Origin of the sequence: Paenibacillus sp. FSL F4-0122, from assembly GCF_038002845.1 — a bacterium.
Taxonomy (GTDB): Bacteria; Bacillota; Bacilli; order Paenibacillales; family Paenibacillaceae; genus Paenibacillus_AQ; species Paenibacillus_AQ odorifer.
The window spans coordinates 705,331-728,511 of record NZ_JBBODI010000001.1; the positions used below are offsets into that span (position 1 = coordinate 705,331).

The 23,181-nt window shown below is 44.2% G+C and carries 17 protein-coding genes and 4 pseudogenes; 4 read left to right on the plus strand and 17 right to left on the minus strand.

Annotation, left to right across the window (positions count from 1 at the left end):
- Positions 1–13 precede the first annotated feature (13 nt).
- From MHH49_RS02890 to MHH49_RS02905, 4 genes are all read right to left on the minus strand, one after another.
- Positions 14–391, minus strand: a complete 378-nt coding sequence (locus MHH49_RS02890; protein ID WP_036675836.1) for a tautomerase family protein — start codon at positions 389–391, stop codon at positions 14–16.
- 83 nt (positions 392–474) lie between these two features.
- Positions 475–1,329 carry a MetQ/NlpA family ABC transporter substrate-binding protein gene (locus tag MHH49_RS02895; RefSeq protein WP_036675837.1) on the minus strand — a complete coding sequence of 285 codons (855 nt, stop codon included), beginning with the start codon at positions 1,327–1,329 and terminating at the stop codon, positions 475–477.
- A gap of 24 nt (positions 1,330–1,353) precedes the next feature.
- Positions 1,354–2,016 carry a methionine ABC transporter permease gene (locus tag MHH49_RS02900; RefSeq protein WP_036675839.1) on the minus strand — a complete coding sequence of 221 codons (663 nt, stop codon included), beginning with the start codon at positions 2,014–2,016 and terminating at the stop codon, positions 1,354–1,356.
- Positions 2,016–3,014 (minus strand): methionine ABC transporter ATP-binding protein, encoded by a 999-nt coding sequence (locus MHH49_RS02905; RefSeq protein WP_341137870.1) that lies wholly within the window; start codon positions 3,012–3,014, stop codon positions 2,016–2,018. The genes MHH49_RS02900 and MHH49_RS02905 overlap by 1 nt, the downstream gene beginning before the upstream one ends.
- A gap of 200 nt (positions 3,015–3,214) precedes the next feature.
- Between MHH49_RS02905 and MHH49_RS02910 the strand changes: the two genes are divergently transcribed.
- Positions 3,215–4,264: a LacI family DNA-binding transcriptional regulator gene (locus tag MHH49_RS02910; RefSeq protein WP_036675840.1), complete on the plus strand. Its 1,050-nt coding sequence runs from the start codon at positions 3,215–3,217 to the stop codon at positions 4,262–4,264.
- 470 nt (positions 4,265–4,734) lie between these two features.
- Here MHH49_RS02910 and MHH49_RS02915 read toward each other — a convergent pair.
- From MHH49_RS02915 to MHH49_RS02940, 7 genes and pseudogenes are all read right to left on the minus strand, one after another.
- Positions 4,735–4,890 (minus strand): annotated as a pseudogene (locus MHH49_RS02915) (sigma factor-like helix-turn-helix DNA-binding protein); the annotation flags it as partial.
- A gap of 101 nt (positions 4,891–4,991) precedes the next feature.
- Positions 4,992–5,810 (minus strand): DUF5071 domain-containing protein, encoded by an 819-nt coding sequence (locus MHH49_RS02920; RefSeq protein WP_081384105.1) that lies wholly within the window; start codon positions 5,808–5,810, stop codon positions 4,992–4,994.
- Positions 5,811–6,758: 948 nt separating this feature from the next.
- Positions 6,759–7,286, minus strand: a complete 528-nt coding sequence (locus tag MHH49_RS02925) for a hypothetical protein (RefSeq protein ID WP_341137871.1) — start codon at positions 7,284–7,286, stop codon at positions 6,759–6,761.
- 1 nt (position 7,287) lies between these two features.
- Positions 7,288–7,695 carry a toxin C-terminal domain-containing protein gene (locus tag MHH49_RS02930; RefSeq protein ID WP_076297792.1) on the minus strand — a complete coding sequence of 136 codons (408 nt, stop codon included), beginning with the start codon at positions 7,693–7,695 and terminating at the stop codon, positions 7,288–7,290.
- 153 nt (positions 7,696–7,848) lie between these two features.
- A pseudogene (locus tag MHH49_RS31120) lies at positions 7,849–7,968 on the minus strand (RHS repeat-associated core domain-containing protein); the annotation flags it as partial.
- A gap of 66 nt (positions 7,969–8,034) precedes the next feature.
- Positions 8,035–8,187 (minus strand): hypothetical protein, encoded by a 153-nt coding sequence (locus MHH49_RS02935; RefSeq protein WP_179087385.1) that lies wholly within the window; start codon positions 8,185–8,187, stop codon positions 8,035–8,037.
- 201 nt (positions 8,188–8,388) lie between these two features.
- Positions 8,389–8,580 (minus strand): annotated as a pseudogene (locus tag MHH49_RS02940) (sigma factor); the annotation flags it as partial.
- Between the two features lie 309 nt (positions 8,581–8,889).
- Here MHH49_RS02940 and MHH49_RS02945 point away from each other — a divergent pair.
- Positions 8,890–9,855 (plus strand): NAD(P)H-dependent flavin oxidoreductase, encoded by a 966-nt coding sequence (locus MHH49_RS02945; RefSeq protein WP_036675848.1) that lies wholly within the window; start codon positions 8,890–8,892, stop codon positions 9,853–9,855.
- A 392-nt stretch (positions 9,856–10,247) separates the two neighbouring features.
- Here MHH49_RS02945 and sigK (MHH49_RS02950) read toward each other — a convergent pair.
- A pseudogene (gene sigK / locus MHH49_RS02950) lies at positions 10,248–10,766 on the minus strand (RNA polymerase sporulation sigma factor SigK); the annotation flags it as partial.
- Positions 10,767–11,669: 903 nt separating this feature from the next.
- Here sigK (MHH49_RS02950) and MHH49_RS02955 point away from each other — a divergent pair.
- Complete coding sequence (locus tag MHH49_RS02955; protein ID WP_094903893.1) at positions 11,670–14,828, plus strand: amidase family protein; 3,159 nt, start codon at positions 11,670–11,672, stop codon at positions 14,826–14,828.
- A gap of 219 nt (positions 14,829–15,047) precedes the next feature.
- Here the strand turns inward: MHH49_RS02955 and sigK (MHH49_RS02960) are convergent, their stop codons facing one another.
- The 5 genes from sigK (MHH49_RS02960) to MHH49_RS02980 form a co-directional block, all read right to left on the minus strand.
- Complete coding sequence (sigK, locus tag MHH49_RS02960) at positions 15,048–15,749, minus strand: RNA polymerase sporulation sigma factor SigK (RefSeq protein WP_036675850.1); 702 nt, start codon at positions 15,747–15,749, stop codon at positions 15,048–15,050.
- Between the two features lie 206 nt (positions 15,750–15,955).
- A complete protein-coding gene (locus MHH49_RS02965; protein ID WP_036675851.1) occupies positions 15,956–17,815 on the minus strand; it encodes a DUF2264 domain-containing protein in 1,860 nt (619 codons plus the stop codon).
- Positions 17,816–17,825: 10 nt separating this feature from the next.
- Positions 17,826–18,962 carry a glycoside hydrolase family 88 protein gene (locus MHH49_RS02970; protein WP_036675853.1) on the minus strand — a complete coding sequence of 379 codons (1,137 nt, stop codon included), beginning with the start codon at positions 18,960–18,962 and terminating at the stop codon, positions 17,826–17,828.
- Positions 18,963–19,034: 72 nt separating this feature from the next.
- Positions 19,035–20,846 carry a heparinase II/III family protein gene (locus MHH49_RS02975; protein WP_036675855.1) on the minus strand — a complete coding sequence of 604 codons (1,812 nt, stop codon included), beginning with the start codon at positions 20,844–20,846 and terminating at the stop codon, positions 19,035–19,037.
- 73 nt (positions 20,847–20,919) lie between these two features.
- Positions 20,920–22,062, minus strand: a complete 1,143-nt coding sequence (locus MHH49_RS02980) for a DUF2264 domain-containing protein (RefSeq protein WP_076144458.1) — start codon at positions 22,060–22,062, stop codon at positions 20,920–20,922.
- Positions 22,063–22,242: 180 nt separating this feature from the next.
- On the opposite strand from MHH49_RS02980, the gene MHH49_RS02985 reads away from it, so the two are divergent.
- Entirely contained in the window at positions 22,243–23,085 is an 843-nt protein-coding gene (locus MHH49_RS02985) for a helix-turn-helix domain-containing protein (protein ID WP_038569280.1), read from the plus strand.
- Positions 23,086–23,181: the final 96 nt, after the last annotated feature.

Here is a 23,181-nt window from a genome sequence, read left to right on the forward strand (position 1 = left end):
GTATCCTCCCACTTTATTGATTCGCCTGTGCAGCAACAATATCCAGCCGGAGCTGCCCACCCACACCCACATTTTCATCGGCGTGTTCTTTAATGATGACAATCGTTTTTACCTGCAAGCCGGAAAGCACCCGATCCGTAGTCTCCTGCAGATTACGAACCAAGTCCCGCTTCGCCTCAACTGGTTTTCCTGGTGCGGTGTATACAAAAAATGTAATTTCATAAAAGTCCTTAGGTGTTGTCGATGCCTGTGGAAGTTCGATCCAGGAGATAGTTCTTAGCTCCGGAGGCAGGCGAAGACCCGTTGTTACTGCCGTGCCCAACTCACTTACCAATTTTGTCTTTTGTTCTTCCTTCAGAGATGTCGTTGCGTATGCCAATACAGTTGCCATGGTTCAGCACTCCTTTATCATTATAGTTAGTTTTTTCAGACAAACGCTTTGCTTATTTCCGCATTCCCATTACTCAGGATGCATTATTCGTTATACGGTTTCTTGACTCCCTTGTACGTATCCAGCAGCCATTGCGAATATTCTTTCGAAGTCATCACCGATACGATAGCATCCAGCCATTCCTTATTCTTCTCTTCAGTTCCTTTCTTAATAGCCAGCAAAATACCGCCATATTGTTTGTATACCTCAGGTGTTTCCTGTAGCAGCGCCGTATCAATCGTCACCTGGGGATCATTCATTTGAGCTACCGTAATAGCCGGCGCAGTCATGGCGTCCAGATCAGCAAAAGCCCCTACGCGGCTGCGCGGATCAATTTCAACGAATTCGAGCTTCTTGCTGTTCTCGACAACATCGAGTACTGTTGGCAGGTCAATACCCTCGCGCAATTGGATTAGCCCATTGTCCGCCAATAGTTGCAGTTCTCGCGCCCTGTTGGCGGAATCGTTGGCAATGCCGATCTTCGCTCCTTGCGGCAGCTCATCCACAGTTTTGTATTTCTTGGATACGAACAGCACCGGTGTTGTATAAATATTCGGGCCATAAGCGACCAACTCTGTACCGTTGCTTTCATTGAAGCTGTTCATATATTTTTCATTCTGAAAATAATTGGCATCGATACTGCCGTCTGCAGTCGCATTGTTCAAGGCAATATTGTCATTGAAGACTTGCGTCTCAATTTGATAGCCTTCCGGCTTCAGCTTTTCGGCCACATAATCAATATCCGGCTGCTCCCTGGCAATCACGCCAATCACAATTTTTTGGGACTTTGCATCCGATTGTGCGTCGGAGGATGAGCTGGATGACTGAGAGCATCCGACCAGCAGCACAATGACAGTGGTCATGATCAGAATCAGCTTGGCAGTTGCCTGTTTTTTCATGTAAAACCCCTCATTTCTGATGTTTTATTTCAACTTGCGGTACAACATATTCCCGCCCAGTTGTATAAATTGAACAATAACAATTAAAATAACAACGGTTGTGTACATAATCGTGTCATTGAAATTCTGGTAGCCATAGGAAAGCGCAACTGCCCCCAGCCCGCCGGCTCCAACGGTCCCTGCCATAGCTGTAAAGCCCAGCAACGAAATAAAACCAATCGTTAAGTTTGAAATGATGGATGGAATCGCCTCACTGACAATAACGTTAAATGTTATTTGCCAATCGGATGCGCCAAATGACCTAGCAGCCTCGATCAGACTCGGATTCACCTCCTTAAAGCAGCCCTCCAGCAATCTCGCCAGTAACGGAGAACCTACAATGGTAATGGAGAAAATGGCAGCTGTTGTACCAATGGTCGTCCCCACAACAAAGCGAGTTAACGGAATTATTGTAATAATGAGAATAATAAAGGGTACAGAACGCAGCACATTAATGATGGCGCTGAAGGTCTCGTAGACTGCTCGGTTGGGCCTGAGTCCTTTGGCATCTGTAGTAATGAGAATGAGTGCCAAAATGAAACCGAACAGGGTACAGGTCACAACGGTGCCGCCCAACATAATCAGCGTATCGCGCAGCCCCGGAAAAATGATTTTATCGAGCAGAGTCTGGTAATCGTACTGATACATTACAAATTCCTCCATTCCATGCCGCTCTGCTCCAGATAGACCCTGACCTTGTCAAAATCTTGCCTGCTGACCGATAAGGTGAACGCCCCCGCGATACTGTCCACATAACGGTCCAGTCCGCCCCATACAACTTCAAACGGCACCCCTGTTGACAAGGCGAAGCGGGAAAGCATGTCTTCCTGACCTGGTCGCTGAATAAGCTCAAACAGAATGTTATCCTCGCCAGTTTTCACTTCATGTGCGCCCAGGAAATCATTCAGATGACCGGAGTTTTCCAGGAAGATATCTTGCACCGCTCCGGCAGCCTGCAACTGACCCTTGCTGAGCACCGCGATGTTGTTGCAAGTTTCTTTTACCACTTCCATTTGATGCGTCACAATGACAATGGTGATGCCAAGCTCTTTGTTAATTTTTTTGAGCAGACCCAGAATGGATTTGGTGATGTTGGGATCAAGTGCGCTTGTCGCTTCATCACAAAGCAGAATGCGTGGGTTCATAGCAAGCGCCCTGGCGATGGCAACCCGCTGCTTCTGTCCGCCGGAAAGCTCGCGCGGCAGTGCCTTTTCCTTGTCCGTCAATTCCACGAGCTGCAGCAGCTCTTTCACGCGCGCATCAGCCACCGCTTTATTGTAGCCAAAGCATTTCATTGGAAACATAATGTTGTCATACACATTTTTTCGCTCCAGCAGAGAGAAATGCTGAAAGATCATGCCGATATTGCTGCGAAACTTGCGTAGTGTTGCTCCCCGCATGCTGCGGATTTCAACTCCGTTGACATGCAAGCTGCCGCGGTCAAAGGTCTCCAGACCGTTGATACAGCGCAAAAGCGTTGACTTGCCCGCGCCGCTCACCCCAACAAGTCCGAAAATATCCCCGTCCGTAATGTTGACATTAATACCAGACAAAACCTCCCTACCTCCAAATGATTTAAATAAATCACGAATTTCTATGCCTGAACCGACAAGCTCCGTAGGTTTGCCCTCCAGTTGTCCGACCATCCTATCCACTCCTTTCATGCACCCAGAAAATGCTTTTTCTAAATAAATTAGATCGATCTAATTTCAACCTAAAACAATTCCTATCAGTTTACTTTGATTTATGTTATCAGCTCTACAGTAGCCTGTCAACACTATTTTTTAAACCTTTCTGTCAAATGAATTATGATATACTGGAAGGTAGTTGAGAGGAGGAAAAGTTTGTGGTTTCTAGAGAAAAAAGAGTTACACTACAAGATGTTGCCGATGATGCCGGCGTTTCGAGAGCAACCGCCTCTCTTGTCGTTCGCGGCAGCAAATCCATTAAACCTAGTACACACAAAAAGGTGCTGGACTCCATGGAAAAGCTCGGCTATGTATATGATCGCGTAGCCGCCAGCTTTAGATTACAGCGTTCCTCAACGATAGGCGTTATTGTCACTGATATCGAAAATCCGTTTTATCCACATATATTGACGCATATTGAGCATGTTCTATACGAACAGCGGTTCAATGTGCTGCTGGGCATGAGCTTTGAATCAACCGAAAAGCAGGAGCGTGTGCTGGAAACAATGCTTGAGCACCGTGTGTGCGGCATTATTATGACTCCTGTCGCCTCTACATCGCCCGCCCTGTTCACCAAATTGCAAAATCTAAACATCCCCACGCTGCTGATTGGACGTGAGGTTGATACCGTGAATACCGACTATGTCGGGACCGATTATCGGCTGGGAGCCGAAATGGCCGTGCGCCATCTCATCGAGCAAGGGCACCGGCGCATCGCTTATCTGGGCGGCAGCCCTCAGGGAAACACATCCTACAAGGAGCGTTTTGCCGGTTACTGCCAAGCCCTGCAGCAATTTGGATTGGAGATCGATCCCGCTCTAATCATTACAAGCCCGATCAACCGTGACGGCGGCACCCGCGCTGTGCAAGAGGCGATGCAGTTAAACAATCCGCCAACCGCCTGCTTTTGCAACAATGATGTCATTGCCCTGGGCGCCATGATCGGCCTGCAGTTGCAAGGACGTACGCCTGGGAAACATATGGCCATCGTTGGCTTTGACAATGTACAGGAAACGGAGACTGCCAAGCCTGGTCTAAGCAGCGTTTCCGTATTCCAGGATAAATGGGGAAGCGAGGCTGCCAAGCTGCTGCTCAAACGAATCAACGGCGATCAGTCAGAACCTACCAGAATTATTATTCCGCCTCAGCTGATTATACGTGAGTCTTCCACCAGCTATAGCGGCTTCCATTCATCCAGCCCTTTATAATCGACACAATCCGGATTCATTCTCCGGACTTGTGTTGTTTTTCCGGGAACTCCAATACTAATAAATTCTTTATTAATACTTTTGGTCTTTGTTCTTACCGGTCTTCTGAATTTCTTCTCAAGCGAACCTCTTACCTCAAATGAACATTATAAAAGAAATTAATTATTTTTACATATATATCTAGTTAATTCCACATTATTGATAAAGCAAGTACATGCTGTCCATTTTTATGTTAAACAATCCTCTTAGAGATCTCATCAACAAGTTGCCTAATCCCCATTCTTTTTGAGCTTTAATATCTCCTTCGGTTCGACTGTTAAACTTTGATTATTAAACCCATTAGTCCGTCTCTACATTGAAATATCATCACTTTCACTGCTCTTTACTTTTCTTAACAAAAAAGCAACTCCCTTATTGGCAAGTCGCTTCTAAAACACTCAATAGTGATTATTTAGTTATTATCTAAGACCCTACCGCTTAGCCTTATAAAACTCATGATACAACTTCATCAGCGCCCTTTTTTCTATCCTCGAAACATAACTCCGCGAGATCCCCAACTCCTTAGCAATCTCCCGCTGCGTCCGCTCTTCCCCACCTGTATCCAATCCAAATTGGCCAAAGACAATATTATCTAGAATATTTTCAAAATACAAGAGTATCATTTATTGATAAAACAATAAACGTGCCCTTGCATATTGAAATATAGGAAAACACTCCTCAGTACTCTTCATATTTGATATAGAAGTGATAAAATATCGGCTGCTTCTTCGTCGACTAATTCTTGTTTTTCACGTTCAGTTGGGTTAAAGGCTAATCTTTTAAGGTCAGCTTCCATCTCCGATAATACAGTTTTCGGTAGATTTATAACCAACTTTACAAGTATTGAATATTTCCAACAGTCGTCATCAGAAGCGAGAATTTTCCTGAGATGAGGAATTAATTCCCTGCCTAACGGAAGCAGCAACTTCCCAATTTCTTTTGAAGTAGGCCAATTTGCATCTGCGGTCCACTCTAATAAATCAGGAATAATCGGTTTAATTAAATTTATATCCAATGCTTTTAATTTATTTACTGACTCGATATCCATTTTATCTTTCGGGATTAATCTTTTGATCTCCATCTTTATCCTCCTACCTAAAATCATATTGATAGGGTCGGCTCCATCCTTAAGCCTGAGTTTTTTTAACACTTCCTTAGCAGCCATATCAACTTCTAATTCCCTATCTAATGTAGTTGGGGTTTCAACAAGCTTGATTAAACTGACTTCTAGTTCAATAAGAACTCCAATAGGAAACTGAGGCAATAAATATTCTAAAACATTTAATTTCCAATCACTTTCCTCCCCTTCGAATATTCTATTGATGAGTGGAATAAGTTCCTTATTAAAATTAAGTAATAAATCCACAACATCTTCAAATATAGGAAAATTCCTATCCTTTAAATATATCGATAACCCTTCAATCAGATCTAAAAGATCATTTTTATTTAATTGCTTTAATTTTTTAATACTCTCATAATCCATTTTACTTAGAGGTAAATTCCCCATAATTGATTCCCTCCCTTTTTGGTAAAAAATTTATTTTTTCAATCAAATTTAAAACTATTTTTGAACTTGGACTGGAACTGATATTTTCATAAGTATTTCTGTTAAATAGTATGGACTTTATTAGCATTTGTTTTTATATGGATATTTTGCGGAAATAAGGTATTTCCCGTAATTAAATCATTTATTTTATTTTGAATAGACTCATGATTATTAAGGGCATAGTGGTATGCATTCTTCGCTGCTTCAATAGATCTTAGAAGCGCTTCTTTTCCCGAGGCCAAGTACCTTTTCCACATAAGAGGCTTCCATAGCAACTCCTGCAAAGAAGCCTTCTCTCACTGGTAAGGGATTAGCCGGAAGTGGCTTAACGTAAGGTTCAACAAACTCGGGATAATCATCCTTCTTGTACAGTGATTCGAAAGAAATTTTGTCATCAAGGCTGAGCGTTTCACTAATAATGGATTTAAATTCATTTAATCGGTAATGAACTTCTTCATTATTATCTTTAGTTTCTTCTTTACGTCCTTCTATGTATAGCGCTTTTTCTTCTTTTTCATATGCCTTTTATTCACGTATCGACTGTTTAATGGCATGCTCTCATTCTCACATTCATATTGACGTTGCAGCCTTAAATTCCTTTATTGCTCACGAATTGCTACATTCCTTAATCTTTCAGCTGCACGCTGCGCTTTTGCTGTCTCTCTAATAATTTTATTAACTGTATTTCCAAAACTCCGTTCCACCTTTATCTTGCACTGTGACTTTCGCAAGTTGACCATTCCCATCGTACGTAAAGCGTGTGTGCTTTAATGCATCGTAGACGGAGGTTAGACGATTTAGAGCATCATAACTATAATCTCAACAACCGCCATACTCAGAATGTCAAATGCTAAATTACAAAAAATAAGCCACATAGAGTTATTACACTCGTATGTGGCTAAAGCACTACTATTCTTCCAAATAAGGTGATTCAAAACTCTCAACAAATAAACCTGAACTACTGATCTTTATTAAAGAATCTTTACATTCCTTCAAACTCCCAATATACATGTAATAATCAAAACCAAAGTGAACAAACATCTCCCTACTTTGAAATTTACACCAAATCTTTTCTCTTAAAATTAATTGAGAAAGTAATTTCAATTCATACATAGAGATATAGTCGCCGTTTTTCACACTGTTATAAACACTTTTCATCTCGTCAGTGTAGATGTCACGGAATTCAGCTTTCTCCACGTCAAAATAATATTTTTCTAGATCTACTACTTGAATTGTGTTTAAGTTATTCTCATTCATTATTAAATTTATAGCCGTTATATATAATGATTCAGTTTCCAAATAATGTTCTAACAGGAATTTCTCAGCTGAAAATACTCTTCCCACTTCACTTATTGAAGTCCATTCTTCATTTTTATACACTCCTTTTATACGATTAGTTGGGTCAAATTTAGTAATCCTCCAAAAGAATTTGTACATTTCAATCTCCAATCCTATTTAATAACGCATCATAAGTACCCAAACGAGTATCTTTACTAGCTAAATATTCTGGTTTTGTAGCCATTTTCCATATACCTTCGATATGCGAATCAAGATCTTGGACAATATAGAGTTTACCATTTTTATACACTGGTTTATCCTTAATTTTTAATTTCGTCTTTGTAAAACCCAAATATTCCGCTAACATATCTGTTTCTTTATTTATTAATCTTAAGGCTTTACCGCTTACTTGAGTTTTTAGAACTTTATCTTTACTTCCACCGGCAAATAGACTTAAAGCAGCGCCAAGCATAGCATCGTCCATAGCTTGGACTCTTCCATAATCTCTCATTAATTGATTCTTTGCCGATGTAACCTGTTCCTTGCTACTTTCAGCTGATGTAGCCATATTAAAGAGATTCAGCCATTGCTTTCTGCCCTTTTCATCTAAATATTGAATAGGTTTTGATGAACCAAGATCGCTACGAATATCCCAATAGAGTTGTGATTTACTCCCAGAAATTCAAGCTGTTGTAAGCATCAAATCCACTTGGTTCTCAGTATAGTGTCCTGTTGGATCGACATGAGTTAACGGATTGTTCTCCACATACGTATACAAATTCAGTGTCAGCGGATTATCAATCTGCCCTTCATACGTATCCTCATTTAAAAACCGCCCTATACATTATTTTGCAAATAATAAGGGTAGAAAAGTCTCCATTGCCCGCCAGTTAGAGGCCGAGGCCAGCTATCGCTTTGAGCAATGCTGTTCTCCGCTGCCATTGGCTCCCTCCAGACCATACCAGCCTGGCGGCAAAGCCAGATTCACATTCCCTAGCAGCAGGTGACCATTATCTGCAAGAAGTTCAACCGCGGTAAGTTTTAACTCAGCTCCTCGCACCACTCTTCCCTCCTATCCATATTGCTTGTAATAATGCCGATGGCACAGCAAAATACTTGTAATAACACCAAGCACTATTGCCAGACTAACAGCAACAAGCTTGCTTGCAAGCCAGTGTTCTGACCCGTATTCGCTGAACAGTGAAATACGCCAAGCCTCTCGCCAGCGGAAAACTGGATGGCGCCCACTGCGAGGACAGCCGCGGGATACGTCTTTCCGCGTTTTCTTTAAGGATCTAAGGTGCATTAGGATTTCGTTTTCAATACAACGTGCTGCAAATGTGGCCAGTTTGGTTCCTTTGTTCGGACGATAGCTCTCGATGGCTTTAATCAAGCCAATGGTTCCGATGGAGATTAAGTCCTCCATGTCTTCTCCGGCATTATCGAATTTTTGAGGTTGTGGACACGATACGATGTCAAAATCCACTTTCTTGATAGAAAAGCGTTGATAGAAGTATGAAGGTTTTACCGGATGGATGGCTCTTTTTTTGTTATTCATTGTCCTTTTTTTAATAGTCACTTCGTTTTCTTAAATTTTCACTTGATATCAACAACTTAAAGAAAACAGTTGAAAGACATGATATTTAACATAGTTTGAGCATGTTTACAGTCACATCCGGGAAAGAATTAGCTGTGTTACGATATATCTTATTACTCTAGAGGAGTATTAATAATGTCAACAACTTGCAAAAGAGGTGTGTAATTGAAACTTCCAACAATCCAATTCGGACATATTAAATCGAGAGTTCCTGTTATTCAAGGTGGAATGGGTGTAGGCATATCCTTAAGTGGACTAGCCGCTGCTGTAGCCAATGCAGGCGGGATCGGCACCATCTCTGGTACAGGGATCACTCCTGATGAGCTGAGAATGCATATTCGCAAAACAAGAGAACTCTCTAAAGGGAATGGCTACATCGGTGTGAATGTACTATTCGCAGTGAAGGACTTTGCCGAAAAAATGAAGATTGCTTTGGAGGAAAAGGTTGACTTTATTATTTCCGGAGCCGGAATTTCTAGAGATATTTATGCTTGGGGTAAAGAATATGGTACTCCTGTCGTAACTATTGTTTCATCCGCCAAATTAGCCCGAATTTCCGAAAGACTTGGTGCCTCCGCAGTCGTTGTGGAAGGGTTCGAAGCTGGAGGGCATTTAGGTACAGACAGATCCATGTTTGATATCCTTCCTGAAGTCTTAGAGGCCGTTTCGATTCCTGTTATTGCTGCGGGTGGAATTCTAACAGGGGATGATATCGCAAAAGCCCTTCGGATCGGCGCATCTGGTGTTCAAATGGGTACCCGTTTTGTGGCTAGCCTTGAGTGTGATGCTCCCTTAGCCTTCAAGCAAAAGTATGTAGATGCTCAGCAAGGAGATACTGTCCTAATCAAGTCTACTGTGGGTCTAGAAGGTAGAGCGATTCGGAATGAATTTACGGACCGGATCAGTGATGATGCCAAATTAAAGATAGTCAAATGCTATAATTGTCTAAAGGTTTGTTCACATCGCTTCTGTACAATGGAATCCCTGCTCACTTCCCTTAGAGGAGATGTTAAGAACGGATTGGTTTTTGCTGGGTCCAGAGTTCATGAGATTAAAGAGATTTTGTCCGTACAGCAGATTATCGACAATTTAATGGATGAGTATCAAGGGGCATTGAACCCGACAACTTAAGGTTGTTATAAGATTCAAAAGCACGATTAACCACTTAAGCAAGCTTGGGATTTCCGAGCATAAGTGGTTTTTCATTTCGCTTGATACTCAAATTTAGTTATATTTAATAAGCTTTTGTGTTGTATTTAACTAAAGATTTCCGTACCTTTCTTTTTAATTGCAACAACAGCTAAATATCTTCACAGCCAAAATGCAATATGCCCAATACCCAGGATAATCGCAAAAGATGACTGGATATATGTACTCTTCAGAGCACCACTTAACAATTTGCCCTCTCCCTTTCTCATGTATTTTTATGAGTTGGTTTAATACAAAAATTCGCTGAACTATATCTTCTCTAAAAAATTCTAATATGGTCCTTGAAGCTTTCTATGTATGCCGGTTAACGGATACTACCTTGTGATTATGAGTTTACCGCTTAGCCTATAAAACTCATGATAAAGCTTCATGAGCGCCCTCTTCTCTATCCTCGAAACATAACTCCGCGAGATCCCCAGCTCTTTGGCAATCTCCCGCTGCGCCCGCTCTTCTCCACCTGTATCCAATCCAAACCGCCCAACCACAACTTCTTTTTCCCGGTCATCCAGAATATCAAGGTTACGATATATCTTACTCTTTTCGATCTTCAGATCGACTTCTTTAATGACATCATCAGCTTCGGAGCCAAGGATATCGATAAGTGTAATTTCATTACCTTCTTTGTCCGTCCCAATTGGATCATGCAGGGATACGTCTTTACGTGTTTTCTTGAGCGAACGCAGGTGCATCAGAATTTCGTTTTCAATACAACGTGCTGCAAATGTGGCTAGTTTGCTTCCTTTGTTTGGACGATAGCTCTCAATAGCTTTAATTTGACAGATAGTGCCGATGGAGATCAAATCCTCCATGTCTTCCACAGTATTATCGATTTCTTAAGGTTATGGACAACGATGTGAGGTCAAAAAAATAAACCAATTACGATCGATTCTGATTCGAATTGGTTTCCTTTTGCATATTATATTTAATTTGTAGTTTCCGATTGATTTCTTGTGTACATCCTGGTAATCCATTTAAATAACGCTTTACTTGATCAATCAACTCTAAGTGAGATATCAGAATATTCATACTTGTTAAATTGCATCTAACAATATCCTCGGTTTCAATATGATAGCCACCGTTTTTCACACGTAGAGCAATACATTCAATATTTAGCCGAACATCTGCTAGTCCCATATAAAACACAATAATTTCAAAGCCTTGTTCCTTTGCATCCTCATCTGCCTTATAACGTTACCACCCGCTAAAGGGTTTCCACAATGAAATCTCACTTATTCCAGATACACTACCTGGCTATTCTTATGGCTTCTTTCCCAACAGATACTTTACTCTTTTCAGGATGCCCATTAGTGATCTTGCGGCTATGCATCTGGAATCATCAGTGATTCTGCCTTATGCCATGCTCCGATATAGAATCTTCAATCTTCCACTTTCATGAAATGAAAAACATAATATTCTCCGTTAATTTTTAGCTATTCCTTTTCTTTTTCATTTCGTCAAATTCACATAAAGTTAAGTAAAATTCAAGGTTTTTGGTGATGCAGCTGGATGATGATACTCAATATCCTATGGATTCTCCAAAAACTATCATAAATTGTAATATATTTAGCGCAATAGTTTACATATACATTACATTATATAATTAAAAGAGCTATTTTTTTCTTTTTACAAACTTAAAATATATTAAATTCATAATATTCATTGACTGAAACAAATACTAGTGTTATATTTCCTAACATTAAATAATAAAATACATACAGGAAAAGGAGATTACGCACATGAATAAGTTCAAACGTCTACGTGAAACTAAAAGAGAGCATTCTGGTTCCACCCGATCTGAATATTCACCAGCAAAAAAAAATTGGAGTAAAAAGCAATTTATAGCTACTTCAATTGTGTTATCTGTTATTGCTACGAGTGTAATTCCGTTCCAAACAGCTGACGCTTTAACTAGAGTTACTTCAGAAAGTGGCACAGTATGGGAGATTCACGATGTCTTTGCTCCTAGCTTAGACACAGGAAGTTTACGTACAGTTGGTGCTACACAAGTACAAGGTTTCGGCAATATCTTTGTTAAAGTGTCCTCGCCTTCAGCTCCACTGATGAATGGTCAAATGATGCGTGGGTTTGACTTGAAATATGACGGCGTTAATAAGTTTACTTCGGCTCAATCTGTAAATCTAGGAAATGTAACTGTAACACGTGAGGTGTATGTGGATACTATTCATAATCGAACGAGATTCTTTGATACTTTCACTAATAAAAATGATGTGGCAATAAAAGTTGATGTATCATTCGGTGGCTCTTTAGGATATGGTACAACAACAAATGCTTCAGTAGTTAAGGCAACCTATTCAGGCGATCTAAAGGTAACTACAGATGATTCATGGATTGTTGTAGATAGTAGCGCCAAAAACAATAAGCCGCTAGGCGTTGCAGTGGGATCTCCAAAGCCGTTTGATAATGGATTAACCGGTCTAGGTAATCAGCAACAGGATCCATTCACAATACCCTTAGCTGAGCATGGAAATGAAGCGAATTTCTATGGGTTCATTAACACATTAAATATTAGGCCGGGTGAGTCGAAGTCCCTAGTAAATTATGTACAAGTTGGAGAAGCTGGTGAAGAAGGATTAAAAAATCTGGTTGCTAGTCTAGATGGACTTAATAGTCTGCTAGACGTAACCGGATTAACAAACGCACAAATTCGTTCAATTAGCAACTGGGATATATCTGCTATAGAGGGACTTGATACTGGAGATCATCTGGTTATTCCAAATGCTCCTGCACCTAAAGAATTAGTAACTTCATCGCCGTATGATGTTAAGAATAAATCCATTGCAGAAATGCAGCAGGATATGATTAATGGCAAAACTACTTCTGTACAAATTACTCAAGCCTATTTAGATAGAATCAAGGTATACGATGAGGGACAATTGGGATTCCATGCATTCCTGCATGTATCTGAAACTGCGCTTAACCAAGCAAAAGCTGCTGACGATGCCCGTGCACAAGGTGTAAAAGGTGATTTATTGGGTATTCCAATTGCGATAAAAGATATTTATGATACAAAGGATATGCCTACTACCGGTGGCAGTAAAGCTCTTGAAGGCTGGCAGCCTGATTCTGATGCATTCCAAGTGAAAAAACTGCGGGAAGCTGGAGCTGTAATTATTGGTAAAGTAAACACTTCTGAGTTTGCTAACAGCGGAAGCTTTAGTGAAAGCGGCTGGCAGCAAACATGGAATGCACTCTATCCATCGAAAACATCTTTTGGCTCAAGCGGCGGGTCTGCAGTATCTGTTGCAGCTGATTTTGCAGCAGCAGCAATGGGATCGCAAACAGGGGTATCTCTATATGCACCAACTACAGGCGCTAGCTTAAAAAGCTTCCGGGGTACAGACGGTATGGCAAGTACTACAGGTGTACTGCCACTCACTTGGGGACAAGATTATGCAGGTCCCATTGCCAAAACAGTAACTGACCTAGCCATTATATTGAATGCTACAACGGGTACGGACCCACAGGATATTTTCACAGTCACTGCTGATGCAGATCATAAGCGTCCAGTGGATTGGAAGGAATCTCTGGATGCTAATGCATTGAAAGGAAAGAAAATTGGATACATTCCTGCATCCTTTGTATCTGCATATGCTGATGATGATACTGGACAGGCAGTGATGGATAAGTTCTCAGAGCTTCAAGCAGCGGGGGCGACAATGGTTGAAATGTCAGCTGTACCATCAGGCCCTAGTCGTCCTTCAGGTATTAATGGATCTACTGAAGGTTGGGCACGTTATATTGAGCTTCATAAGGACTTCCCTTATATTGATGGAGCAAGTGTATTAGCTTCAGATAAAGTGCTTATCTATAACCAAAGAGGATATAGTACCCCAACTCGTATGACTGAACAGGCTGTACAAGATTACATTAAGTATAGAACTGACTATAAGGAAGTTATCAAAGGCTGGATGGACGCGAATGGTGTTGATGCTGTTGTTTATGCAGGTTTTATTAGCGACGTATATAACAATGACGCAGCAGCTTCTCAATTAAGTTCAGACCGTAACACAGGCGTATTAACCTCTACTATGGGACTACCTACGGTAGTTGTTCCTGTAGGAACGAATGACAGCGGATATTCTATCTCTATGCAACTGGTTGGTAGAGCATGGGACGATGCAAAAGTTTTAGGCATGAGCTACGCTCTTGAGCAACAAAGTCAAGCTAGACTACTTACAACATTTGCTCCAGCACTTCAATACGTTTCAAACTCTACTAATCCTGATCCAAACACAGATAATGGACCAACCCATCCAAATACTGGAGGAGGTACAGTGACACCTCCAGCAATAACAACGCCTATAGAAACACCGTCACCTGCAGAAACAATAACACCAGCAGATAAGCCGAAAGTTGTTAGTTTTGTAGATACAATGAATCATTGGGCAAAAACAAGCATTGACGCACTAATTGCTAAGGGATTATTGACGGGATATTCCGATGGAACATTCCGCCCAAATTCAGGTTTGACTCGTGCGGAAGCCATCAAGGTAATTGCAACGCACATGGGACTTGAAGGACATGAAAGTAACTTTACAGATGTAGCTTCAACTCATTGGGCGAATAAGTTTATCGGTGCAGCAGCCGGATCAGGCTTGATGAACGGATATAGCGACGGAAGCTTCCGTCCAGATGAGAAGATTAGCCGTAGTGAATTAGCGGCACTAATCACTCGAGCCTTTAAGCTAACTGGTACTGGAAACACATCATTCAAAGATGTTACAAGAAATGCATGGTATTATGATTCCATCGACGCACTCGCATCCAATAATATTATTACAGGGTACGCAGACAGTACATTTAAGCCTGAAAAAGATATTACTAGAGCTGAGTTTGCAACTATTGTATCCAGATTACTAGAAACTAATAATTAAAATAAGTTCAATTATAAATGACAGAGTACTTGAGTAACCATGTTTACAGGAAGGGCCATCCCGAAAGGGATGGCCTTATAACTTGCCGTTACAGATGGTGCGATGAACCGTATCATAAGTAGGGCGAACCCTATCCACACAAAAAACGACTCATCCGTAGACAAGTCGTTTTTTAAGTTTTATTATTAATAGATTATTACTGTGTAATTGTCATCAGTCTCACCGCTTAGCCTTATAAAACTCATGATACAACTTCATGAGCGCCCTCTTCTCTATCCTCGAAACATAACTCCGCGAGATCCCCAACTCCTTAGCAATCTCCCTCTGTGTCCTCTCTTCCCCACCCGTATCCAATCCAAACCGCCCAACGACAACTTCTTTTTCCCGGTCATCCAGAATATCGAGGTTACGATAAATTTTGCTCTTCTCAATCTTCAAATCCACTTCTTTAATAACATCATCAGCTTCGGAGCCAAGAATATCGATAAGTGTAATTTCATTACCTTCTTTGTCCGTCCCAATTGGATCATGCAGGGATACGTCTTTACGTGTTTTCTTGAGCGAACGCAGGTGCATTAGGATCTCGTTTTCGATACAACGGGCAGCAAAAGTGGCCAGCTTTGTGCCTTTGTTCGGGCGGTAGCTCTCGATAGCTTTAATCAAGCCGATCGTGCCGATGGAGATCAGATCCTCCATGTCCTCCCCAGTGTTATCGAATTTCTTCACTATATGGGCAACGAGCCGCAAATTATGCTCAATCAACAAATTGCGGGCCTTGGCATCTCCCTCAGCCATCATCCCTAAGTATCGGCTTTCCTCCTGCTCCGAGAGCGGTTGTGGAAATGCATTATTCCTTACGTATGATACCAGCAGCGTCAGTTCTTTGATCAGCAACGCAATCGTGCTTAAGAATCCAGGCAACTTGGCGACACCTCCCGCACTTGTACAATGAAACCGATCTGTTTGCCTTACGGGTTCATGGTCATCCTTATTGTATGTGGGCGTGCGCCTAGAAGTGCCTGTACGGGGGAAATTGTACAACCACAGAAATTTATTTTTTATACGAGAAATCAGTCATACTCTACTCATTCACTTGTCTTTTAACACGATGTTGTTAGCGGTAATTCTCACTCTCTTTTGATAATAACTTCCGCTTCACTAGACGTAAAAACCTTTATGATGTCCTTATCAAAAGTAACCTTCAAAATAGACTCTGGTAATTGTTCAAGAATACCCCCGCAAGAATCTCCCGACGGATCACCGTACACAGCCGAAGCCAGCCAGTGGATTCCAGGTTCAAGGAAAGTCGTCAGTGTAGGCAAAACAGTCCGGGGATGAAGCAGGTTTGTGTTGGCATTAGGCCAAATTAGCTCCGCCTTTTCATAGCCGATCAAACCCTTGACTCCGCTTGTTCCCCATGCTGTAGATACTGCGGCGGTTGTAAGGCCGATCTGCTGTTCCACCCCCGCTTCCTGACCAAGCGCGAAGCCGCCCTCTGCGGCGTCCAACGGTCGTCCGGTCTCGATCCGGTGTATCCGAATATGCCAGGGCAGCCCAGCAACGATCCAGGTCCGAACCTCCACATTAGTCCATGGCTTCCAGACGGAGTGCAGCACATTGTCCACAATTGTTGTCTCCATATTCCGCCGTCTGACCCGATACAAGTTGTCCCCGCTCTCACTCAGAGCGAGCATGGAATCAAATGCCCCTTGAGACAATCCCCATTCGGAGCGGGGCACACTGAATCCGAAGCCTGTTGAGTATACAAATTTCTCATACTTGGCAGACGTGTGGGTATGTTCATTCGTATATAGATGACCGCTGTTGAAGGCAGCCACATGGCCGGAAGCAGGTTCGCGGACAATGACAAGATGCGCAGGCTTCTGGACTATAACTGCAGGAATATCCGGCAGCGGCAGTTCTTCTTCCTTCCAGAATGGATGCTCCGCGCTGAGAGCCAATGGCAGGAATGTCTTTAACGCCCAATAGGGCGAACCGGGAGCGTTATAATTCTCCGCCATGACCAAGTTGGGGTAGGTATAACCAATCGTCAGAACGCCTCCGGCATCAAAGATCGGCTGGCTGAACCACCAGCGCAAATTGCGCAGTACTAATCCTTTGACCACACCTACAGGGAATACTTCAACGCCTGCATAGACGAGGGCACCCCAGAAAGCAGACTGGGCAAAACGGTAGCTTAAGCTCCTTCCATAAGGAAGGGCAGATCCGTCCGGAGCGAACCAGCCCAAGAATTCGGTGGCAAAAAGCCGGGCCCGTTCTTTGAACACCTGTGAACGTTCCGGGTCCTCCTGTTCCATCAGCTTCGCGTACAGTAGCGCATAATAATGGATGGCAAAAGGAACATAATAATCGCTATGCCCGTTAATTCCATCACTGTACCAGCCATCACCCAGATAAAAATCATCCATTCGCTTCAGATTGTTCTCCAGCTGCTCCGCGTCGTAGGGACAGCCGACTCTGCGGAATCCGACATTAACCAGCACGTTGAAGAACAGCCAGTTGCAGTCATAGCAAGGATGGGAATTAATCTGATTCAGCCAACTGTACAATTGCTCCTGTTCCTTCTGGGTAAGTGGTGACCAGATCTGTTCAGGAATGGCGGCTAAGGCGAAACCGAAGACCGCCATCTCTACCAGACGCTGGTCATAATCTTGAACTACACCCCAGTATTCTTCATGGGCAGGATCCGTGCCGTGGCGTATGCCATCCAGCACAGTATCCCAAAGCCCGCTTTCACCGCCTCCCATGAGCAGGGGCACTAAGCCCCACAATACCCGGGAGAAACCTTCCATTTCTGCAGTTGCAGCCGGATAGCTCGCTCCTGTTCCGCCGATTGCCAGCCGTGCACCGCCTCTGCTGTAGAGCGGCCGAAGCGGATCTGTAAGCTGTTCAAGAGCAGAGATCAGATCCTCCCGGGTCTTTAGCGGATTTTTAGCAATAGTCGTAAATGTCTTCTCAGTCTGCATTATGTGCCCCCTATTCCCAGTAGAACGGTCCGGCTTCTTTTAGCCGGGCTAGCGCTTCGACATAGAAGAAATCACCATAGATTAGCGGAACATCTATATTCCGATTCTCAGGATAGTTACTCGTACCATGAAGCAGCAACCCTTCTTCTTCTGCATTGTCCCAAGTTCCATAATTCCTATAAAGGGATTCTGTAATTCTTATAGCCCCGTTCTGATACACATGTGCCTCCGAGTCATCTACTTGGCTAGCTAACAACAGCAAGCCACTCGCTGCACAGGCACCAGCAGAGCTATCCCGAATCTCCCCAACTTCACCGGGAGCACGGAAATCCCAATGTGGAACATGATCTTCGGGCAGACGGGTCAAGAAGAAATGCGCGACCTGCTTGGCTGCATTGAGGTAACTTTGCTTGCCTGTATGATGATAGGCCAATGACAGTCCGTAGAGCGCCCAGGCTGCCCCGCGCGACCAAGCTGACTCGGGCGCAAAACCTTGCCCGCCAAGCTTTTCAACCACTTCGCCCGATTCCGGGTTGAATTTGACGATGTGATAAACCGAACCATCCGGCCGGATGAAGTGCTCCAGCACCGTATCCATATGCGCCTCAGCGATATGTCGATAACGTGGATCCCCTGTTACTTCGGAAGCCCAGAAAAGCAGGCTGGTATTCATGCAGCAATCGATAATGGCTACCCCGCTGTTATCCTCGCCTTCACTCCATGGATTCCAGGCCCGGATGTAGCGTCCTTTCAGATTGAAGCGGGCCGCCAGATAGTTGGCTGCCTTCAACGCCCGGACTCGTGATGCTTCTCTGCCCGTGAGCTTGTAGTTCGCAACACTGGTCAACAGCCACATAAAGCCTAGGTCATGGTCCAGCTTCACATAACCATCCAGCACCTCGTCAAGCCGTTCCTCACACTGCTCAGCAACCGCTTTCAAATCCTCATCACCACTCTCAGCATAGAGCTGCCAGAGCATTCCCGGCCAAAAGCCGGCTGTCCACCAGTTTGGTGCTTCAAGCACGTATTTGCCGCCTTGACTCGCATGGGGGAATTCTGCACCGATTCTCCGGTTGTTCGTTCTAGTCTTCTCCAAGGCTTTGCCCCAAGCCTCGTCTACCCAAGCTTGCTTTACTAATCTACTCATCTAAATCCCGCCTTTATTCGAATTAGCCTCTACCCTCTGATAGAGGACTTTTTATAAGCTCAGGCCCATCTTTTATAGAAATTGAAAAGTGAATACCAGTTTGCCCACCGCGCCAAGCTGAAGCACATGGAAGTCCAGACTATACCAGAGCTTCTCCATGCCAAAATGATCCCGGTACATATGCACAGTAATCTCCGGCTCAACTTTCAGTGAATCGTAAGTCACTTCAACGCCGCGAGTCATAGTCCCCGGCAGCAGCAAGGTACCCGGATGAAAAAGCTTAGGCTCACGCCAGGTGACAAACCGCTCCGTCCAGCTCGCTGGAATTCCCGCATACCGGTAAGTGTCTGTAAGCTCCAGCTGTGGACATTCCTCTTTATGCCAGACGAACGAACGGATTAAGGACTGTAGTCCTGTTACCTGATACGCCTGTGTCAGATCCAGTGTCAGCTCATCATTCTCCTCCGCCGCCGATGCATGCAGCACTGTGGAGCTGAACTCCCGACCGGCCAGCTGATACTGGCCATCAATGATCGGCAGCGAATGACCCTGCGATCCATTGCAGTCATACTGGTAACGGCCAGCCCCAAAATAATCAGCAGTATACTCTCCGCTCCCAAGATCGGATGCGTAGATTTCTCCCCGGCCGCTCAGAATGAAATGTCCCAGATCATTATGGTTATGCGGTTCAGCATTGTGCCCGCCCTTGGCTGCGAATCCGAATGAACCCGCCTCCGACACATGACGCGAGACAAGCCAAGCGGCATCAGGGAGAAAATAGCTGGCGGCTCGCCAAGCTTCGTCCTCCTTGCCAGCCCTGGTCCAGATCAGATTGCGGAAAGCCGGTGCAAAGCGGCTGCAATGATCTTCAGTGTAAGGAGCACGCAAAGCGGATGGGGGGCGTTCGACATCCGTACAGACTTCCGCCAGATAATGGGACAATCCCATATGTACTAGCACCTGAGGCACTGAATCAGAGAAATTGGCTACATGACTTCCGTCAATGAAACATTTTTGTTGGAAGCGCGCGATTTGCGCTACCTTCTCTTGCTTGAACCAGTCCAGTCTGCCTGCGCTTCTGGAACAGAGCAGATCGCTATAATAAGTGAAATAACCAAACCCATAATTCCAGTACCCAAGGCCTTCCAGACAGGCACCGTCCTCACCGAACCCTTCCAGGTAATACAACATGGCGCGCTCTGTCCTCAGCAGAATATCCGCAAGCATGGCCGGGTCCTCCACAGACAGCAAGGCAGCAGCCCCGATTGATCCCGCACAGACCGCTGCCCAATTATGCCGCGCTGTCTCCCAATCATAAGGATCATTTTCAAGAAATGGACGAAACAGTCTCCGCTCTACTTCATGGTGGATTCGGGATCTCAGAAGCTGCGAAAGTCGTTCCCCGAGCAAAAGTAAAACTTCACTTAAAGTAAATCCGGTCTCGGAAGAAAACAGATCAATATACCGGTTGATATCAGCTGCATTATGATCCGCTGGGAGGTGGGCCGGAAGACACCAGGCGTACTCATCGCATATAGCCCAGAGGATGTCCTCCAGCTTCTCCAGTACTTCCGGATGATCCGGCTCCAGCAAAGCCAGAAATACATAAGTATTCAGCCTTCTTCTCCGTTCAAAATAGACCCGTTCATATTCCAGCCTCGAACCCGTACGCGAATAAGTGGAAAATAACGTATACGACAGTTCAGGTATAGACTGCCCGTCCAGTCTTACCGCCTCCGCGCGGATCTCGCTGCTATCTGCCTGTAGTACTCCCGATGATAACGCCTGTTTCCAAAAAGCAGCCGCCTCCCCCTTTGGATAATACAAGCTCAGATCGACTGGCTTCATTTTATGCACTATTTCCAAAAGCATCTGTTTATTCATGCCTTTTTTCCTCCTTATAGATCAGTCAGATCCGCGAAGCATCTTATTCTTCACTAATATGGCTGAATACTTTTTATTCCAAGGCATGATCTCTCATAACATCCTCACCGGCTGTAATTTTTAATGTAGTCCATTTCATCTCTTCCCCTGACCAGAAAGGATCAGAAGGGAGCAGCCCCAGCGGGAGGAATACGGAGGCGCATAAATAAAGACTGCCTGTATTGATATAGCTCTCCGCAAGCTCCGGCTGATAACCGTATACCCCCGGACGTAGCCATCCGGACTCATCCAGCGTATCCGGATATTCCATAATTCGCGTAATCACAGCTGTCAAAGCGCAGCGTACCTGTGCAGGGGGCAATGCTTCCTCCAAAAAATGCTGCAGCGCCGCCTGCGACAGCAGTTGAAACGCCCCAAAACGGTAAACGATCGAACGCCCGATAAAGGGATAGGTTCCATCCGGTGCAATGATCCGTTCGAGAACAGTAGCGTATCGCTGTGCCCGTTCCAGAATCAGCGGTTTCAATGCGGAATATTGCTCCGACTCCTGTTCAAAAAGTGCTACCACATCCACCAGCATCGGCTGAATAACAAAGCTGTTGTAATAATCCCAGTGAAAGTCCTTGCCATCCCCGTAAACTCCGTCGCCCTTATACCAATCCATGAACATACGGACCGCATAACCAACGCGCATCCGGTCATATTCAGGATCGCCGAGTATATACAAAGCGGCTTCCACCATTGCACTGAACAGCAGCCAGTTGCTTCCGCTTGGTGCTGTCCGGCGTGTCTGCTTCAACGCTGTTATTAAGTTCCCTTTGACCCGCGCACTCAGCTTGGCGGCAAGCTGCTTTGGTGCACGAACCAGCGCGTGTGCCAGGAATGCCGCATCAACCAGCGGTTGGCCTTCGGTCTTGAATTCCATATAATCAGGTGAATTCGGATCAACAGCGGCATCAATGGCTTCCAGCATTAGCCCTGCATAACGTGCTCTAAGCTGTTCTTCCGTGCCCTCAAGTCCCTCTAGTTCAAGCCAAGGGGCCATTCCGCAAGCCAATCTCGCAAAAGCCTCCAAATGGGCAAACTGGCTCCGATCCCTATGAAACTCTGTAGGCAGCTGTTCCTTTAATTTCCGCTCAGCCAAAGCATTCAGCACAGGCCCCCCGATCAGCAGCATTGTATCCAGCCAGTATTTACGCTGTTCCTTCCCATTCATGCACAATTCCACCCTTTCAATTGCGTCTAATCAGCTACAGCTATTTCTCTTGCCTACCGCCTGAATCTTGTTATATTGCGTAATCTTCTACTATAGTTTAGTGTTGTATTATTGCAATGTCTTTGCGAATAATGATGTTTTATTGCGTATATTGTGATCAATCTGAAAGGGGCAATTCCAATGAAGCATGCCCAGTATTATGAGCCGTTCGATGGAGATATTCTGGCAGGTATCGGAAACTCGCCCATCTCACCTACCAGGGATTTTCACATCCATGATCACTATGAGATTTTCCTGTTCTTGGGCGGCAAGGTGAACGGTTTTGTAGATCAGTTCAGCTATCCCCTGCAGCGGGGCAATGTTCTGTTGTTCAACAATCACGAGATTCATAAAATCATCAATTTATCTCCAGAGCCTTATGAACGGTTGACAATCCATTTCAAAGCTCCACTTGTCTATCCCTTCTGTACCGCATCTACAAATCTGCTCGCTTGTTTCCAGAACCGCCAGCCCGGAGAACATAATCTCGCGCAAATGGATGAACCGCTGATTGCAGAGTATACAACCCTTGCTTCCCGCCTGATTGAGACATTAGAGAATCAGCAGTACGGGAGCGAAGTTCTGGCTCTGACCTACCTGGTTCAAATCCTCGTCCTCATCAATGAGCTGTACAGCCGTACCCGATCCACCGTGCCCAGCATTATTTCCTCACATATTCAATCAGCCATGAGCTATATCGACAACCACTTGCATCTAAATCTGTCACTGGAGCAAATCGCTGGAGAACTGAACGTCGATAAATATTATCTCAGCCATCTGTTCAAACAGCAGACAGGCGGAACCATCTACCGTTACGTCTTGCTCAAAAAAATAGCGTTATCCAAGCAGCTCTTGTCCGCCGGGAACTCCGTATCCGATACCTGCTATCTGTCCGGCTTTAACGATTATGCCAATTTCATCCGTACCTTCAAGAACATCACGGGCATTCCACCTGGGAAATATGGTAAAAGAGCTGAGCTATAAAACTCAAATTCAAGGATTTTTCAAAAAAAGATGCACTCGCAACTGCGGTGAATAGTTGGACTTCCGGCCGCTGTTTTCCTAAGCACTCCCTGCCTC

Excerpts from the sequence above, each read along its gene's own strand:
- MHH49_RS02905 (WP_341137870.1), bottom strand. The coding sequence starts at position 3,014 with ATGGTCGGACAACTGGAGGGCAAACCTACGGAGCTTGTCGGTTCAGGC.
- MHH49_RS02965 (WP_036675851.1), bottom strand. The coding sequence starts at position 17,815 with ATGCAGACTGAGAAGACATTTACGACTATTGCTAAAAATCCGCTAAAG.
- MHH49_RS02895 (WP_036675837.1), bottom strand. The coding sequence starts at position 1,329 with ATGAAAAAACAGGCAACTGCCAAGCTGATTCTGATCATGACCACTGTC.
- MHH49_RS02980 (WP_076144458.1), bottom strand. The coding sequence starts at position 22,062 with ATGAATGGGAAGGAACAGCGTAAATACTGGCTGGATACAATGCTGCTG.
- MHH49_RS02985 (WP_038569280.1), top strand. The coding sequence starts at position 22,243 with ATGAAGCATGCCCAGTATTATGAGCCGTTCGATGGAGATATTCTGGCA.
- MHH49_RS02890 (WP_036675836.1), bottom strand. The coding sequence starts at position 391 with ATGGCAACTGTATTGGCATACGCAACGACATCTCTGAAGGAAGAACAA.
- MHH49_RS02925 (WP_341137871.1), bottom strand. The coding sequence starts at position 7,286 with ATGTACAAATTCTTTTGGAGGATTACTAAATTTGACCCAACTAATCGT.
- MHH49_RS02975 (WP_036675855.1), bottom strand. The coding sequence starts at position 20,846 with ATGAATAAACAGATGCTTTTGGAAATAGTGCATAAAATGAAGCCAGTC.
- MHH49_RS02920 (WP_081384105.1), bottom strand. The coding sequence starts at position 5,810 with ATGGGGAATTTACCTCTAAGTAAAATGGATTATGAGAGTATTAAAAAA.
- MHH49_RS02955 (WP_094903893.1), top strand. The coding sequence starts at position 11,670 with ATGAATAAGTTCAAACGTCTACGTGAAACTAAAAGAGAGCATTCTGGT.
- MHH49_RS02970 (WP_036675853.1), bottom strand. The coding sequence starts at position 18,962 with ATGAGTAGATTAGTAAAGCAAGCTTGGGTAGACGAGGCTTGGGGCAAA.
- MHH49_RS02900 (WP_036675839.1), bottom strand. The coding sequence starts at position 2,016 with ATGTATCAGTACGATTACCAGACTCTGCTCGATAAAATCATTTTTCCG.
- MHH49_RS02930 (WP_076297792.1), bottom strand. The coding sequence starts at position 7,695 with ATGGCTACATCAGCTGAAAGTAGCAAGGAACAGGTTACATCGGCAAAG.